This window comes from Paenibacillus sp. PL91, from assembly GCF_012935325.2.
GTDB lineage: Bacteria > Bacillota > Bacilli > Paenibacillales > Paenibacillaceae > Pristimantibacillus.
Genome location: NZ_JABBYG020000001.1, coordinates 276,648 through 289,853 on the forward strand (window position 1 = coordinate 276,648; position 13,206 = coordinate 289,853).

The 13,206-nt window shown below is 48.7% G+C and carries 17 protein-coding genes; 9 read left to right on the forward strand and 8 right to left on the reverse strand.

Going from position 1 to position 13,206, the window contains the following annotated elements; translation table 11 throughout:
* Window positions 1-79 precede the first annotated feature (79 nt).
* On the forward strand, window positions 80-1,429 hold the full coding sequence (locus tag HI950_RS01310) for a GntP family permease (RefSeq protein WP_169081938.1): 1,350 nt from the start codon (window positions 80-82) through the stop codon (window positions 1,427-1,429).
* A 72-nt stretch (window positions 1,430-1,501) separates the two neighbouring features.
* On the opposite strand, the gene HI950_RS01315 is transcribed toward HI950_RS01310, so the two are convergent.
* Window positions 1,502-2,347 (reverse strand): MurR/RpiR family transcriptional regulator, encoded by an 846-nt coding sequence (locus HI950_RS01315; RefSeq protein ID WP_169081937.1) that lies wholly within the window; start codon window positions 2,345-2,347, stop codon window positions 1,502-1,504.
* Between the two features lie 132 nt (window positions 2,348-2,479).
* Here HI950_RS01315 and gnd point away from each other — a divergent pair, with 132 nt between their 5' ends.
* Entirely contained in the window at window positions 2,480-3,385 is a 906-nt protein-coding gene (gnd, locus tag HI950_RS01320) for a phosphogluconate dehydrogenase (NAD(+)-dependent, decarboxylating) (RefSeq protein ID WP_169081936.1), read from the forward strand.
* A gap of 96 nt (window positions 3,386-3,481) precedes the next feature.
* Window positions 3,482-5,020 (forward strand): gluconokinase, encoded by a 1,539-nt coding sequence (gntK, locus tag HI950_RS01325; RefSeq protein ID WP_169081935.1) that lies wholly within the window; start codon window positions 3,482-3,484, stop codon window positions 5,018-5,020.
* A gap of 59 nt (window positions 5,021-5,079) precedes the next feature.
* Here gntK and HI950_RS01330 read toward each other — a convergent pair whose 3' ends face one another.
* Together HI950_RS01330 and HI950_RS01335 are read right to left on the reverse strand one after the other, a co-directional pair.
* Window positions 5,080-6,948: a prenyltransferase/squalene oxidase repeat-containing protein gene (locus tag HI950_RS01330; RefSeq protein WP_223285062.1), complete on the reverse strand. Its 1,869-nt coding sequence runs from the start codon at window positions 6,946-6,948 to the stop codon at window positions 5,080-5,082.
* A gap of 94 nt (window positions 6,949-7,042) precedes the next feature.
* Window positions 7,043-7,927, reverse strand: coding sequence for a LysR family transcriptional regulator (locus HI950_RS01335; protein ID WP_169081934.1), 885 nt, complete (start codon window positions 7,925-7,927; stop codon window positions 7,043-7,045).
* Window positions 7,928-8,131: 204 nt separating this feature from the next.
* Here HI950_RS01335 and HI950_RS01340 point away from each other — a divergent pair, with 204 nt between their 5' ends.
* Window positions 8,132-9,154 carry a YeiH family protein gene (locus HI950_RS01340; protein WP_411268062.1) on the forward strand — a complete coding sequence of 341 codons (1,023 nt, stop codon included), beginning with the start codon at window positions 8,132-8,134 and terminating at the stop codon, window positions 9,152-9,154.
* Window positions 9,155-9,233: 79 nt separating this feature from the next.
* Here the strand turns inward: HI950_RS01340 and HI950_RS01345 are convergent, their stop codons facing one another.
* From HI950_RS01345 to HI950_RS01365, 5 genes are read right to left on the reverse strand one after another with little or no spacing between them, the layout of a single operon-like run.
* Window positions 9,234-9,653 carry a spore germination protein GerPE gene (locus HI950_RS01345; RefSeq protein WP_169081932.1) on the reverse strand — a complete coding sequence of 140 codons (420 nt, stop codon included), beginning with the start codon at window positions 9,651-9,653 and terminating at the stop codon, window positions 9,234-9,236.
* 7 nt (window positions 9,654-9,660) lie between these two features.
* Complete coding sequence (locus HI950_RS01350) at window positions 9,661-9,858, reverse strand: spore gernimation protein GerPD (RefSeq protein ID WP_411268052.1); 198 nt, start codon at window positions 9,856-9,858, stop codon at window positions 9,661-9,663.
* Entirely contained in the window at window positions 9,859-10,527 is a 669-nt protein-coding gene (gene gerPC, locus HI950_RS01355) for a spore germination protein GerPC (RefSeq protein WP_169081931.1), read from the reverse strand.
* A gap of 41 nt (window positions 10,528-10,568) precedes the next feature.
* On the reverse strand, window positions 10,569-10,772 hold the full coding sequence (locus HI950_RS01360; protein ID WP_169081930.1) for a spore germination protein GerPB: 204 nt from the start codon (window positions 10,770-10,772) through the stop codon (window positions 10,569-10,571).
* Entirely contained in the window at window positions 10,769-10,996 is a 228-nt protein-coding gene (locus HI950_RS01365) for a spore germination protein (protein ID WP_169081929.1), read from the reverse strand. The genes HI950_RS01360 and HI950_RS01365 overlap by 4 nt, the downstream gene beginning before the upstream one ends.
* Before the next feature lie 117 nt (window positions 10,997-11,113).
* On the opposite strand from HI950_RS01365, the gene HI950_RS01370 reads away from it, so the two are divergent.
* The 5 genes from HI950_RS01370 (at window position 11,114) to yidD (ending at window position 12,957) form a co-directional block, all read left to right on the forward strand.
* Window positions 11,114-11,575 carry an Hsp20/alpha crystallin family protein gene (locus tag HI950_RS01370; protein WP_223285063.1) on the forward strand — a complete coding sequence of 154 codons (462 nt, stop codon included), beginning with the start codon at window positions 11,114-11,116 and terminating at the stop codon, window positions 11,573-11,575.
* 152 nt (window positions 11,576-11,727) lie between these two features.
* Window positions 11,728-11,928, forward strand: a complete 201-nt coding sequence (locus HI950_RS01375; RefSeq protein WP_169081928.1) for a hypothetical protein — start codon at window positions 11,728-11,730, stop codon at window positions 11,926-11,928.
* 35 nt (window positions 11,929-11,963) lie between these two features.
* Window positions 11,964-12,188 (forward strand): hypothetical protein, encoded by a 225-nt coding sequence (locus HI950_RS01380; protein WP_169081927.1) that lies wholly within the window; start codon window positions 11,964-11,966, stop codon window positions 12,186-12,188.
* 74 nt (window positions 12,189-12,262) lie between these two features.
* Window positions 12,263-12,700: a Fur family transcriptional regulator gene (locus tag HI950_RS01385; RefSeq protein ID WP_169081926.1), complete on the forward strand. Its 438-nt coding sequence runs from the start codon at window positions 12,263-12,265 to the stop codon at window positions 12,698-12,700.
* A gap of 17 nt (window positions 12,701-12,717) precedes the next feature.
* Window positions 12,718-12,957 carry a membrane protein insertion efficiency factor YidD gene (gene yidD / locus HI950_RS01390; RefSeq protein ID WP_411268063.1) on the forward strand — a complete coding sequence of 80 codons (240 nt, stop codon included), beginning with the start codon at window positions 12,718-12,720 and terminating at the stop codon, window positions 12,955-12,957.
* Window positions 12,958-13,206 lie beyond the last annotated feature (249 nt).

The following is a 13,206-nucleotide window of genomic DNA, read 5'->3' on the forward strand; positions in this document are numbered from 1 at the left end:
ATTGATTTGAGAAAAATTTTTTCATATAATTGAAAAGCTGCTCAGCACGCTATGAACACACAACTTAGGAGGGCAAACCATGTTATTACTTATCGTATTAGCAGCAATTGTAGTGCTGTTGCTGCTCATTACAGTGGCAAAGCTTAACCCGTTCGTATCGCTGATCGTAACGGCGATCGGTGTGGGACTTGCAACAGGAATGCCTTTGTTCACAACAGAAACAGGCGGGACGGGCATTATCGATTCCATTAAGACAGGAATGGGCAATACGCTTGGCTTCTTGGCCATTGTACTAGCTTTAGGTACGATGCTCGGCAAAATGATGGCGGAGTCCGGCGGTGCAGAGAAAATCGCTCAAACGTTAATTAAACGTTTTGGCGAAAAAAATGTGCATTGGGCAATGATGTTCGTAGCCTTCATCGTTGGTATTCCGGTCTTTTTCCAGGTCGGCTTCGTGTTATTGATTCCGCTGGTATTTACGATCGCTCGGCAAACGGGCGTGTCGCTTGTCAAAATCGGCGTGCCGCTTGTCGCTGGACTATCGGTTGTGCATGGATTAGTGCCGCCGCATCCGGCTGCTATGGCAGCGGTAGGCATTTTTAACGCCGATGTTGGATTAACCATTTTGTATGCAATTATCGTCGGTCTTCCGACGGCCATCATCGCGGGTCCATTATATGGGCAGTGGATTGGCAAGCGAATTCACAAATCGGTACCGAAGGAAATCGGGGAACAGCTGACAGAGGCTGACCCTAACAGGAAGCTGCCAGGCTTCTTTAATACGGTAATTACCGTATTAGTGCCGGTCATTCTCATGCTGACAGCTTCCATTGCAGAGCTGTTTCTTGCGAAGGAGAGCTCCTTGTATCAAGCGCTGCGCTTCATCGGTGATCCGGTAACCGCTTTGCTGATCGCCACCGTGTATTCCTTCTTCAGCTTAGGCTACTTCCGCGGCCTCAGCAGAGAAAAGGTGCTGAAGTTTTCGAATGATTGCTTAGCGCCTACAGCGACGATTTTGCTTGTTATTGGGGCAGGCGGAGCATTCAACCGCGTACTGCTTGATTCCGGCATTGGCGAGTATATCGCCGAACTTGCCACTTCTTCAAATGTTTCCCCGATTATGCTGGGATGGGGGATTGCTGCACTCATTCGGGTTGCGACCGGGTCAGCTACCGTCTCGATGATGACAGCGGCCGGCATTGTTGCGCCGATCGCAGCGATCGTGCCTGGAGCCAATCTTGAGCTTCTCGTTCTCGCAACGGGAGCAGGATCGCTCATTTTGTCTCATGTCAACGACTCAGGCTTTTGGATGATCAAGGAGTACTTTGGGATGTCGGTCAAAGAAACGCTCCTGACATGGACAGCGCTGGAAACGATTATTTCTGTTGTAGCGCTGGCCCTTATTCTTGTCGTCGATATTTTCGTGTAATGAAACAAAAGAAAGGTGAACCGATGACCTCGCAGTCAATGGCTCACCTTTCTTCGATAAGATGAAATACGATTAAATTCGTGTTTCCGAGATGGCTTCACGTACTTTTTCGAGCGATGCCTTCGCCTTCTCTTTGTTCATGATCATGACATTGACATAGAGGGCATCAATTAAGCTCAGCTGTCCGATTCGAGAAGCCAGCGCTTCAGATCGGTATTCCGTCTCGTCGGAGCTTGTGTGGAGCGATACGTCGGCATGCTGGCTGATCGGCGATTTTGGAAAGCCGGTTATCGCAATCGTTTTTGCGCCATTGGCCCTTGCTGTTTGCAAAATACGAATCGTATCTTTATTCGTTCCCGAGTGGGAGATGACGACAGCGACATCGTCCTTGGTCAACTGAGCGGCCGACATGAGCTGGAAATGCGCATCCGTAAAAGCAAAAGCTTGCTTTCCAGATCGAATGAACTTATGAAACGCATCCATCGCAATGACACCAGAGCCGCCGATACCGTAAAAATGAACACGGTTCGCAGCGGCAATGACAGCTACTGCTTTGGCGAAGCCCTCGCCGTTTAAAATTTGAAACGTATTTTCGAGCGTTCGAATGTTGGATTTAAACACTTTTTCGGCAATTGTCTTCACATCGTCATGCTCATTGATTTCTTCATAAATCTGTTGAGTCGGCGTCATAATTTCAGAGGCAAGCGCGATCTTCATCGCTTGGTATCCTTTGTAGCCGATATGCTTGCAGAAACGAAACACGGTTGCTTCTGCGACATTCAAATCGTCGGCCACCTCATTGATGGTGCTATGAATGATTTTTTCGGGATTATTTAAAATATAAGTCGCAATTTTTTTTTCCTTTTCACTGAATCTAGCATAATATGAACGGATTTTTCCAAGCATGTTTTGCACCATGTTCGTTGCTTCCCCTCGCGTAGCAGCTTATTTCACGAGAAGTATAACATAAATGGAATGTTGATCCTATATTCTTGCTTCTGTACTTAAATAAAAACTTAGTTTACAAAATGGATTGGGAGATGGAAAACGATGCAAATGGGTATTATTGGTTTAGGGAAAATGGGTTATAACTTGATGCTGAATGCGATGGAGCATGATCACAAAGCAGTTGTTTACGATGTCAATACCGAGGCGATTGTGAAAGCCGAAGCGGATGGGGCACAAGGGGCAAAATCCATTGAGCAATTGGTGCAATCGCTAGATACGCCACGCGTCATTTGGATGATGGTTCCGGCAGGCGAGCTGACAGAAGCCGTTATTGAGCAGGCAGCCGGCTGTATGGAATCCGGGGATATATTGATAGACGGCGGCAATTCTAACTATAAGGATACGACAAGGCGAGCGGCTCAGCTTGTTGAGAAGGGCATTCACTTTCTGGATGTTGGCACGAGCGGCGGTACCTCCGGTGCCAGATCCGGCGCATGCACGATGATTGGAGGAGATAAAGCGGCCTTCGAATCGGTCGAGCAGCTGTTTAAGGATATTTGCGTTAAGGATGGTTACTTGCATGCTGGCGAAAGCGGCAGCGGACATTTTCTGAAAATGGTCCATAACGGCGTGGAATACGGCATGATGCAGGCGATTGCGGAAGGGTTTGAGCTGCTGGAAAAAAGCGCGTACGATTTTGACTTTGAGAAGGTCGCGCGGGTGTGGAATAACGGGTCGGTTATCAGATCGTGGCTGATGGAGCTGACGGAAAATGCATTCGCTAAGGATGCTCGTCTGGATGGCCTAAAGGGCATCATGCATTCCTCTGGCGAAGGCAAATGGACGCTGGAAACAGCGCTGGATCTGCAAACGGCAACGCCGGTTATCGCGTTGTCGCTAATGATGAGATACCGCTCGCTAGAGGAGAATACGTTCTCCGGCAAGGTCGTTGCGGCACTGCGCAATGAATTCGGGGGTCATAGCGTAGTAAGCTCTTCTTCCGACTGATTGAATAAATGCTGGAAGAGAGGTATTGTTAGAAAAGCAGGGTGTACGAATACGAGCCAGCTATGTTGATTGGCAAATGTATGTGGAGGTACAAGGATGAATACAAAATATGTAATCGGTGTTGATATCGGAACGACGAGCACGAAGTCGGTGCTCTTCACTTCCAAAGGCGAAATCGTAGCCAGCCATGGCATTGAATACCCGCTTCACTCGCCATCTCCAGCAGTAGCAGAGCAGGACCCGGATGAAATTTTTAACGCCGTGCTTGCAACGATTGGACAAGCCATTACGAAAAGCAACGTACAGGCAAACGATATTTTGTGCGTGTCCTTCAGCTCAGCGATGCACAGCGTCATTGCTGTGGATTTGGATGGAAAGCCGCTTACAAAATGCATTACATGGGCTGACAATCGGAGCATGGAATGGACCAATAAAATTAAAAACGAATGGAATGGCCATGACATTTATTTGCGTACGGGCACGCCAATCCATCCGATGTCTCCTTTGTCAAAGCTCACTTGGCTGCGTTATGACCATAAGGAGCTGTTCGACCGTGCTTATAAATTTATTTCCATCAAAGAATATGTGTTTTTCAAGCTGTTCGGTCGTTATGTCATCGATTATTCGATTGCCTCTGCTACTGGCATGTTTAACCTGGAAAATTTGCAATGGGACGAGGAAGCGCTAAATGTTGCCGGAGTAACGGCAGATCGGCTGTCGGAGCTGGTTCCTACAACGTACAAGCTGGAGGGATTGGAGGAGCACTTTGCGAAGCAAATGAATTTGCTTCCTTCCACACCGTTCGTAATTGGCGCTAGCGATGGCGTGCTTTCCAATCTTGGCGTCAATGCGATCCAGCCAGGCGTTGTCGCGGTCACCATCGGCACTAGCGGCGCTATTCGAGCGGTAACGGACAAGCCGGTCACAGACCCGAAGGGCAGAATTTTTTGTTACGCGCTGACGGAGAATCACTGGGTTATCGGCGGTCCAGTCAATAACGGAGGCATGATCTTCAGATGGGTGCGCGATCAGATCGGTACGGAGGAGATTGCCTCAGCCAAGCAGCTTGGCATCGATCCGTATGAGCTGCTCACGGAGCTTGCAGCGAAAGCGAAGCCGGGCTCAGACGGACTCATTTTCCATCCGTATTTAGCCGGAGAGCGAGCTCCGCTATGGGATGCAAATGCGCGAGGCTCTTATTTTGGGCTTGGTCTGCATCATAAGAAGGAGCATCTTATTCGCGCGGCGCTAGAAGGCGTTATTTATAATTTGTACAGCGTGCTTATGGCGCTGGAGGAATTAACGGGCAAGCCTACAAAAATTCAAGCGACAGGCGGCTTTGCAAGATCTGAGTTGTGGCGCCAAATGATGGCTGATATTTTTGACCAGGAGCTGCATGTGCCGGAAAGCATTGAAAGCTCTTGCCTCGGTGCTGTCATTCTTGGGTTGTACAGCTTGGGCGAGATAGATTCGCTCGATGTCGTTGCCGACATGGTCGGGGGATCGCATTTTCATTTGCCGAATAAGCAAAACGCCGAAATCTACGCCGAGCTCATGCGGATTTATATCCGTGTTTCTCGTTTGTTAACGGAGGAATACGCGAATATTGCAGCTTTTCAGCAAAAATGGGTATAGCATATATGAAAAAACAGCCGAGCATGCAGGCTGTTTTTTTCATGTATGCGCAGTGAACTTTATGAGCCGTATTTTTTCAAAATAGTCGATAGGGTGAGCAAAGGCCATATATAGTTGTTGCTCGGATAAAAGACGTACATGCTGCCTGGCTGTGCGGCACCTGTTGGATAGAAATAGGTCCAATCCCGTCTCTCAAGCGTTTGCAGGAGCGCTTCAACTCCCCGCTCAATCGCAGCTGTCGGTTTTGCGTTAGCAGCCATCAGCGCATCAAGCGCCCATGCGGTTTGTGAGGGTGTGCTGGCATGGAGAGGAACGTAATGCTTCGCTTTATCGCTATGGCAGGATTCTCCCCAGCCGCCGTCTTCATTTTGGATATCCAGCAGCCACTTGATTCCTTTCTTGATGGCAGGATGGTCGTTAGGCATGCCAACGGCAGTCATTCCTTGAATGGCAGCACCGGTGCCATGGATGAAAGAAATTCCCCAGCGGCCATACCAGCTTCCGTCCCTCGTTTGCTGCGAGAGCACCCATTGCACGCTGTCATCGAGCCACTGGTTGCCGATCGTCATATCGAGCTCATTGCCGAGAAAGCCCAGAACCCGGCTGGCCAAATCTACCGTTGAAGGATCGGTTGAAATATCGGCAGAGCCTTCGAATGTAAAGAAGCTGGCTGGCAGCTGCATGCCTTCCCTTTCAAAAGCAGGCCAGCCGCCATCGTCGTTGCGCATCGCTAACACCCAGTTCAAGCCTCTTTGCCAATTGGCGTAAAAACCGTTTTCTTCTGTTGCATAGGGTCGTATGGCACGAAGCGCCGCTACACTGTCATCGACATCGGGATACAGCGTATTCACGTCAGAGAAGCCCCAGCCTCCAGCAGGCGTATCGGGCAGCCGACGAGCCCAATCGCCAAAACGGATTTGCTGCCTTTCTAACAAATAGCGGCCTGCCCGCTCCAATGCGTTGTGGTTTGGCGTCAATCCTGCTTCCCGTAGAGCGTAGCTAAGCATAGCAGTATCCCACACTTCCGAGGATGCTACTTGAAGATGCGGCCGATCGACGCAAATCAATGAAATCGTACCTGACAGCAGCTGATTGACAGCAGGCGATTGAGGTGAATAATCGAGTGCAAGCAGCGATAAAATCATCAAAATCGTTGCGGTTGAGAAGGTGAGCAGCGTGCCATTGGGCTCTATTCGCTCGAACATAAATGCCTCAGCCCGCTCTAAAGCGGTTGGCGAGCTTGCCGGAAGCAGGCTGGTTAAGGGCAAGCTGGCAATAAAGCCATTCAATGCCGATATCCAAGTCGTATCATTCGTGAAGGCACGCGATGGGCCGGCAAATAAATCGGATAAAAGAGGCATCGAAGCCGTGCGGCGTGCAAATTGCTTATTCGCCATAATTAATGTCGGCACTAAATGAACGCGTGCGTGGCCGGAGAGCGAGAACAGATCTAATCCGATTCCAAGATCAGAGAAAAAGGCTTCGAGCGGAATTCGCAATAATCGTGGCCATTCCGCCTGACCCGTAGCGGCAAAGATGACTTGAGTGAGCAGGTTTTTCGCCTCAGCTAAACCGCCTTGCTTCAAAATAAACTGCTTGGCTCTTACCATTCTCAGATCGGCTGCATGATAGAATCCCGCGCTCAGCAAAGCATAGTAGGCTTCCGCAGTAGCCTCTAAATTGCCTTCGGTTTCGTCCGGATAAACTTTCCAAGCACCATTTGGCTGCTGCATCGATGCTATCCGAGCTGCAAGCATTCGGATTAGGTGTTCATCCGGCCACTCCAGCAGACGCAGCAAAATAATAAGATAGCTGTCGGTAGCCGTACCAGAATCAAAGCACAATCGCCAAGCGCCGTCCCGTGACTGCTGCCTAAGCAAATCAGCGGTCATTTCATCTATTCGTGCACGAATTCGATTCATATCCATTTGGCTTATTCATCCTTTGCAACCTTAGTTGCTATATGTATATGCTCTGGTAATCGTTAACAGTCGAGGTGCAGCGATAGATTGAGCATGAACCTTAATCGGCTGCCATGAACAGCCTTTGAACAAATACATCGCTTGCCATCGTAGACGAGCCTTCTTTATGACGAATGATAGAGAAGCTGCGCTCAAAACGATCCTTATTCAGTCGCAACTCGCTCATTTCGCCGGATTCCAGCTCTCTTCGGACGGCCCAGCGCGATAGCATGGCGATTCCAAGTCCAGCAATCACGGCCTCTTTGACGCTTTGGCTGCTATTGAATACGTAAGAACGCTTTTGGGCTATTTTGGCGTCCTGAATAAACTGATCGCTATAAGCACGCGTACCCGATCCGCTTTCTCTCAGCACCCATACCTGGTTCTGCAGCATATCCGCATCGACGAAGTGAGCAGCGGCAAGCGGGTGGGCAGAGGGAGCAATTAAAATCATTTCATCCTTCATAAATGGCGTGATGACCAGGTCAGCGGCATTTGCATCTCCTTCAATGAGTCCGATATCCAATTCATTGGCTCGAACCGCTTGGACTATTTCCTCTGTATTTCCGATGGTGACCTGCATCGCAACGAGCGGGTATTGTGCAGCAAATTCCGCCAGCCGTTTAGGAAGAACGTATTCCCCGATAGTAAAGCTCGCTCCAATCTGAATCATTCCCGTCACTTTATCCTGCAGCCGATGAATGTCCTGTATCGTTCCTTCGTATAAAGCTAAAATCTGCTTTGCTGTTTTGTACATCATTTCACCGGCCTCGGTAAGACGGACATGCTTAGGTGAGCGGTGAAGAAGCTTGGCATCAAGCTCATTCTCCAAATTGCGAATATGCTGGCTTACCCCTGGCTGAGAAATATTCAATAGTTCGGCCGCTCTTGAAAAATGGCTTTGTTCCGCTACGGTAACGAAAACACGAAGTGCCTCAATTATCATTACAATCCCTCATTATTGGATGTGAAATAGTTTCATTTTACTCAATAGTAGCGTACATATCGATGTTTTACAATTTCAATCATAAGTTATTGTAATGATAAGGATAGCGATTAAGTATTTCTCTTCCTGCTGCTCAAGCCGTATAGTGAATTCATAACTTACGTCAAACGTTTTATTCGAATAGCTGAGGTGAAGAGAATGATTATAAAAAATGCGACAACCGTCCATTCATATAAGGGTGCGGGCTTCTTGCTAGGCGTAGTCATAACAATGGTTATTGCCGTTGCAGCCAAATATATCGCGATGCTCCCGTTTTTAAGCGTAATGGGGCAGCTTGTCATTGCCATCCTGCTCGGGATCGCATACAAAAGAGTTGCGGGCGTACCGGAGCATGCGGTAGGCGGAATTGCATTCTCGAGCAAAAGGCTGCTGCGCTTCGGTATTATTTTGCTGGGCTTGCGCCTAAATTTGTTCGACATTGCCATCGCCGGTCCAAAGGTGTTAGCCATTGCCATAATCAATATCACTGTTACGATATTTGTTGTTTATGGACTAAGCAGATGGCTGAAAATCGATAAAAAGCTAGGCATTTTGACGGCTTGCGGAACGGCAATCTGCGGTGCAGCCGCTGTGGTTGCTATCGCTCCACAATTGAAGGCAAGCGATAATGAAACGGCGATCAGCGCTACAACTGTTGCTATTCTCGGAACGCTGTTTACGCTGATCTATACATTTCTCTATCCCGTCCTGCATTTGAGTGAAGGTGGATACGGAATATTCTCAGGTGCAACGCTCCACGAAATCGCCCATGTCATTGCCGCAGCCGCTCCAGGCGGGCGAGAGGCGGTGGATCTTGCCGTAATTGTCAAAATGACGCGGGTTGCGATGCTTGTCCCAGTCGCTATAATCATTGGCCTATGGAATAACCGCCAGGTAAGCCATTCGAAGAAACAGCGCTTAAAAAATGTTTCAATTCCATGGTTTATTGTTGGATTTCTGGCTATGAGCGCCATTAATACGGCAGGTATTCTACCGGAAGCGATAGCCGAGCAGCTTATCGCTGCGGCTTACATGCTGATTGCTATGGCCATGGCTGGACTTGGCCTTGGAGTTGATCTTGTCCTGTTTAAACGGCTCGGCAAAAAAACGTTTGTTGCGGGTTTGATTGGTTCACTATTGTTAAGCGTTCTAGGATTGCTGCTCATATACGGCTTTCATTTGGCGTAATCTTGGCAGGACGGAATAAGACCGCATGCAAACAAACGTCCATGCGGCCTTACATGTAAGCTTACAAGCGCTACGCAGATCAACAGCCAATGGGAGGTAAAGCTTTCCGCCGAGGATATTGCCGGATATGCTTAATCCGTGATTCGTTCGTTAAGCACATTCCATTGCCGATTTGTAGACTGGAGGAAGCACCGACTGCAATAACATGAATGCTTCCGACCGTAATAGAAGGGCAGCGATTGTCTCGAATTAATTGGATGACCTGTCCGTTGTCAAAATCAGGGTCGTTGAGAACAGGCCGAGGGCGGTAGAACATATTATAAGATTCAAAAAACACGTCACCAGCCGTTGTATGGTCCTCTTGCCTCTGAACAGCCAGAGCCTTTAAACGGGCATTTGTCTCTGCTCGATCTCCGAGCTGTACAATACCTGCAATGGAGACGTCGATTATACAAATTCCGCCAACATTTGCCGTTCGTATCGGGTATGTGTTTGTCATTTTATGCCTACGTTTCGTCAACCGTATCTGGCAGCGGGAGAGGAACCGACGGCCCAACGATGACCGACTCTGGCGGCGTGTCGAATACGGAATATAAGGAAACCGTATCGGTATCGCCTACCTGCATCATGGATGCGCTGGATACGCCGAGAATTTCGATCTTGCCAACGTTCAAATTATGATTTATCACCTTGAATTGCAGCATTTATGCCATTCCTCCTGACGAAGGCGTGCCGCTCTGCAGCTGCCGCATATATGCAAGCAGCGCTGCGTCGGCATCCCTTCTTGTTTTTGCAAGTACGTTAGCTGCAACCGATGCATCATCGGTTGCGGAAAGCTGATCCGCGGTGCCTTTTTCAGCTTCGTGCATATAATAATTAATGCGGGTGGGCATCTGCTTACGGATATCCTCTATGATAATGCGTCTATGATAGGGGTCGAGTGGAATACATAGCTCATTCTCGAAAGAAAGCAGTCTTTGCGGAGCCTCGTCATCCAAATAACGATTCATATCGGCGGAAATATCATTGTACACCCCGCTTGGAGGCGTGATCGTTGGACCGGCAGAAGGAAAAACCTGCGGCTTTGATACCGATATTTGTTCAATGCTGCCTGGAAAAGCATCATCTCCCGTACCTGGAGCAGTCATGCCGATATTCAGCGTCCCGTCCAGCTTTTCAACCTTCAATTGGTCAAAATGGTATTCAATGCTTTCTATATTGTAAGTAGGGCGTGCTTCAAGCTGCTTTACCTGCTCACACAAAGCGGATACCTTCGCTTCAAGCGCTTCGAGCTGCTCTTGCTGCTCTTTGAGCTTATGCTGCACTTCAAGTGACCACATTTGCCAAGGGGATAGCGGATTAGGCTGCTGCATGAGACTGCTCCTCCTTCTTGTAATGAGTTCATTCATGCCTTCTAGGAAGGATTCGGCAGAGGCACGAAGGAAAGCGGATTATCGCCTCCTAGCTCCGGAGCGGGCTCAGTGAACCCGCCGGTATTAAACATTTGTGATAAGGAGCGGATCGAGCCTGCGCTTCCGACCTGCAGGACGGAGCTGTTCGATACGCTGTCAACGCGCAGCAGGTGAATGGTGATTTGCTGATGGATCGTTAAGCTCATAACGCACTCACTTGATTATTCGAAGCGTCCTGCACATCCGGATCAAGGGTATTCGTAGCACTGACGGCATTATTAGAGTTTGTTAAGCTGCCAGTTAGGAACGAGCCTGATCCCGCATATGTCTTGGAACTACTGTTCGGAGACACTTCCAAAGTGTCACCGAATTGAACGATGGAGCCGGAACCGACGCTAACAATTTTGACAAAACCGACGACAGCTGGCATAAGCAGCCTCCTTCTTCGTAAGCATTTATAAATCAACTAGCTGAGCGTACAATATCTTATGCGGCATTCGCCCAGAGGTTCCCAAAGCGAAAGTATCCCGAGTGAAGCTAGGCGCATATGATGGTAGAAGTGCTGGAAGGCGGGTGTTTGCTTGTGGCATCCAAATGGGATGATATGGAGAAATGGATGGAGAGGCAGCAGCTTCCTAAAGGGTTTGAGCTGCTTCGCGAGCCGGAATGGGTAGAGCAATATGTTCGCAAAATGATGACAAAGGCGCTGCCCGAAGCAGCGGGCGTATTAATTGGAGGAGGTTCGGCAACGTTCTCTGAAACACGCCATTTTATTCAGGTTAAAATAAATTTGCCTGATGGTTATGACAAAGAGCTGCTGAGATTGTTCGTGCGCGAGGACCGGATGCGTTTGGATGGCCTGCCGGGCGGCAAGAGCGAGACGATCAAGCTGCCGAAGCTGGTAAAGCCGCGCATCTGCAAAACGCTTGTGAAGGAATCCGTCCTTCACGTTAAGCTGCAGAAGCGGCCGACCAATCGTACTTATCATGAGGCAATCGTGCGTTTTTAATAGATGGCGTTGAAGCAGGAAGGGCACACTTCGAAGAAAGGTGTGCTCTTTTTGTCACGAAATCGACAGGGTTTGCGACTGGCTAATGGCGCGTCTATCCCTTATAATGTCTAGTGAACATGTACATATTAGCAAAAAAGGGAGTGTGTTCGGTGTCACTAGTCGATGTAAGCAGCGTGTCTGCTTCGTTATTCATACTCGGTATCGTTTTCATAATGCTCGTATTCGGATTGCTCAGCTTCGGGATTTTACGCATGTTTCAGCAGCGGTTTCGTACAGGCTGGTTCAGCTTCGGCGGGGCGGTCGTCAGCTTCATCGTATTTATGTTTATACTAAACAAGTGGTATCTATAGCATCTCTATAGCTGATCACGACCGGAGGTAATGGCTTGTTCTGGACAGTCATTTGGTTTATCGTCAACATGCTGTTTGTCACTTCTATTATTACTTTTTTGTTTATGCAACGCTCGTATTCGGAAACGAAGCGGCAATCAAGTGATGCTGCCCTCATCAAAAGGCTGAATGCTAGGCGCAAGCTGGTTGGCTTACTTAGTATCGTGCTGTTCATCGCGATGTCGGCAAGCTTTATGATTAACATGCGTTTAAACGGTTAAGAGGCTCTCATTGACGAGAGCTTTTTTTTTCGTCATTATGGAGATAGACAATATAGAGTCCGGAGGTTCGACATATGCATACAATGGAAGACATTATAAGACGCATGTCTAGTCAAGGGTTGCGGATAACGGATCAAAGAAAGACGCTTGCGAAGCTGTTTTCGGAGACGCAGGGCTATTTGGCTCCGAAGGAAGTTTATGAATATATGGGAAGATCCTATACGGGCCTTAGCTTTGACACCGTCTATCGAAACCTTCGTGTTATGGAAGAGCTGGGCGTGCTGGAGCAGGTTATTTTCGAGGATGGCGGCAAGTTCAAGCTTCATTGCAGAGAGAATGACCATCACCACCATATGATCTGCTTGCAGTGCGGCATGACCTATCCGATTACTTTCTGCCCGATGGAGCAAACTAACGTTCCTGAGGATTTCCGGGTCGTAAAGCATAAATTCGAGGTGTTCGGCTACTGCAAGGAATGTGTTCAGGATGAGCCGGCTGCAAGCGAAGCCTAATGTCGAAACAACGAATGATGCGACGGGTGACGCAGGCGCCGATTCATTTTTACCGCAAGGTCATTTCTCCGCTTACCCCGCCCTCATGCCGTTTTTATCCGACGTGCTCAATGTATGCGCTGGAGGCGATCGAGAAGCATGGAGCTGCTAAAGGCTCGTGGCTCGCGGTGAAGCGAATCGCGCGCTGCCATCCGTTTAACGCTGGAGGGTACGATCCTGTGCCGCCAGCAAAAAACGACGCGATAGATGCTCCTTGACAGAGAGGGATCTATTTCGGTATATTTTGATTTATAAACTAATCAAGTTTTCTAGTTTTCTCCATATGTCCGAGGAATGGATAAGTACAATAGAAGAACTTTCGCAGAGAGCCGGGATTGATGGTGGAAGCCGGCAGGAGACACTATTGGAAAATGGTCCGGGAGGATTCGCTTTCAAGCTGCAGCTGAAGCAAGGGCTGGGTAAGGGAGCGGCGCGAAGCTGGCGTTAACGGCGATAGCCGCCATGTA

What these genes read in the sequence shown, in the direction of transcription:
- HI950_RS01310 (WP_169081938.1), top strand. Translation starts at nt 80, where the DNA reads ATGTTATTACTTATCGTATTAGCAGCAATTGTAGTGCTGTTGCTGCTC.
- HI950_RS01315 (WP_169081937.1), bottom strand. Translation starts at nt 2,347, where the DNA reads ATGGTGCAAAACATGCTTGGAAAAATCCGTTCATATTATGCTAGATTC.
- gnd (WP_169081936.1), top strand. Translation starts at nt 2,480, where the DNA reads ATGCAAATGGGTATTATTGGTTTAGGGAAAATGGGTTATAACTTGATG.
- gntK (WP_169081935.1), top strand. Translation starts at nt 3,482, where the DNA reads ATGAATACAAAATATGTAATCGGTGTTGATATCGGAACGACGAGCACG.
- HI950_RS01330 (WP_223285062.1), bottom strand. Translation starts at nt 6,948, where the DNA reads ATGGATATGAATCGAATTCGTGCACGAATAGATGAAATGACCGCTGAT.
- HI950_RS01335 (WP_169081934.1), bottom strand. Translation starts at nt 7,927, where the DNA reads ATGATAATTGAGGCACTTCGTGTTTTCGTTACCGTAGCGGAACAAAGC.
- HI950_RS01345 (WP_169081932.1), bottom strand. Translation starts at nt 9,653, where the DNA reads ATGACAAACACATACCCGATACGAACGGCAAATGTTGGCGGAATTTGT.
- HI950_RS01350 (WP_411268052.1), bottom strand. Translation starts at nt 9,858, where the DNA reads ATGCTGCAATTCAAGGTGATAAATCATAATTTGAACGTTGGCAAGATC.
- gerPC (WP_169081931.1), bottom strand. Translation starts at nt 10,527, where the DNA reads ATGCAGCAGCCTAATCCGCTATCCCCTTGGCAAATGTGGTCACTTGAA.
- HI950_RS01360 (WP_169081930.1), bottom strand. Translation starts at nt 10,772, where the DNA reads ATGAGCTTAACGATCCATCAGCAAATCACCATTCACCTGCTGCGCGTT.
- HI950_RS01365 (WP_169081929.1), bottom strand. Translation starts at nt 10,996, where the DNA reads ATGCCAGCTGTCGTCGGTTTTGTCAAAATTGTTAGCGTCGGTTCCGGC.
- HI950_RS01370 (WP_223285063.1), top strand. Translation starts at nt 11,114, where the DNA reads ATGATGGTAGAAGTGCTGGAAGGCGGGTGTTTGCTTGTGGCATCCAAA.
- HI950_RS01385 (WP_169081926.1), top strand. Translation starts at nt 12,263, where the DNA reads ATGCATACAATGGAAGACATTATAAGACGCATGTCTAGTCAAGGGTTG.
- yidD (WP_411268063.1), top strand. Translation starts at nt 12,718, where the DNA reads ATGCGACGGGTGACGCAGGCGCCGATTCATTTTTACCGCAAGGTCATT.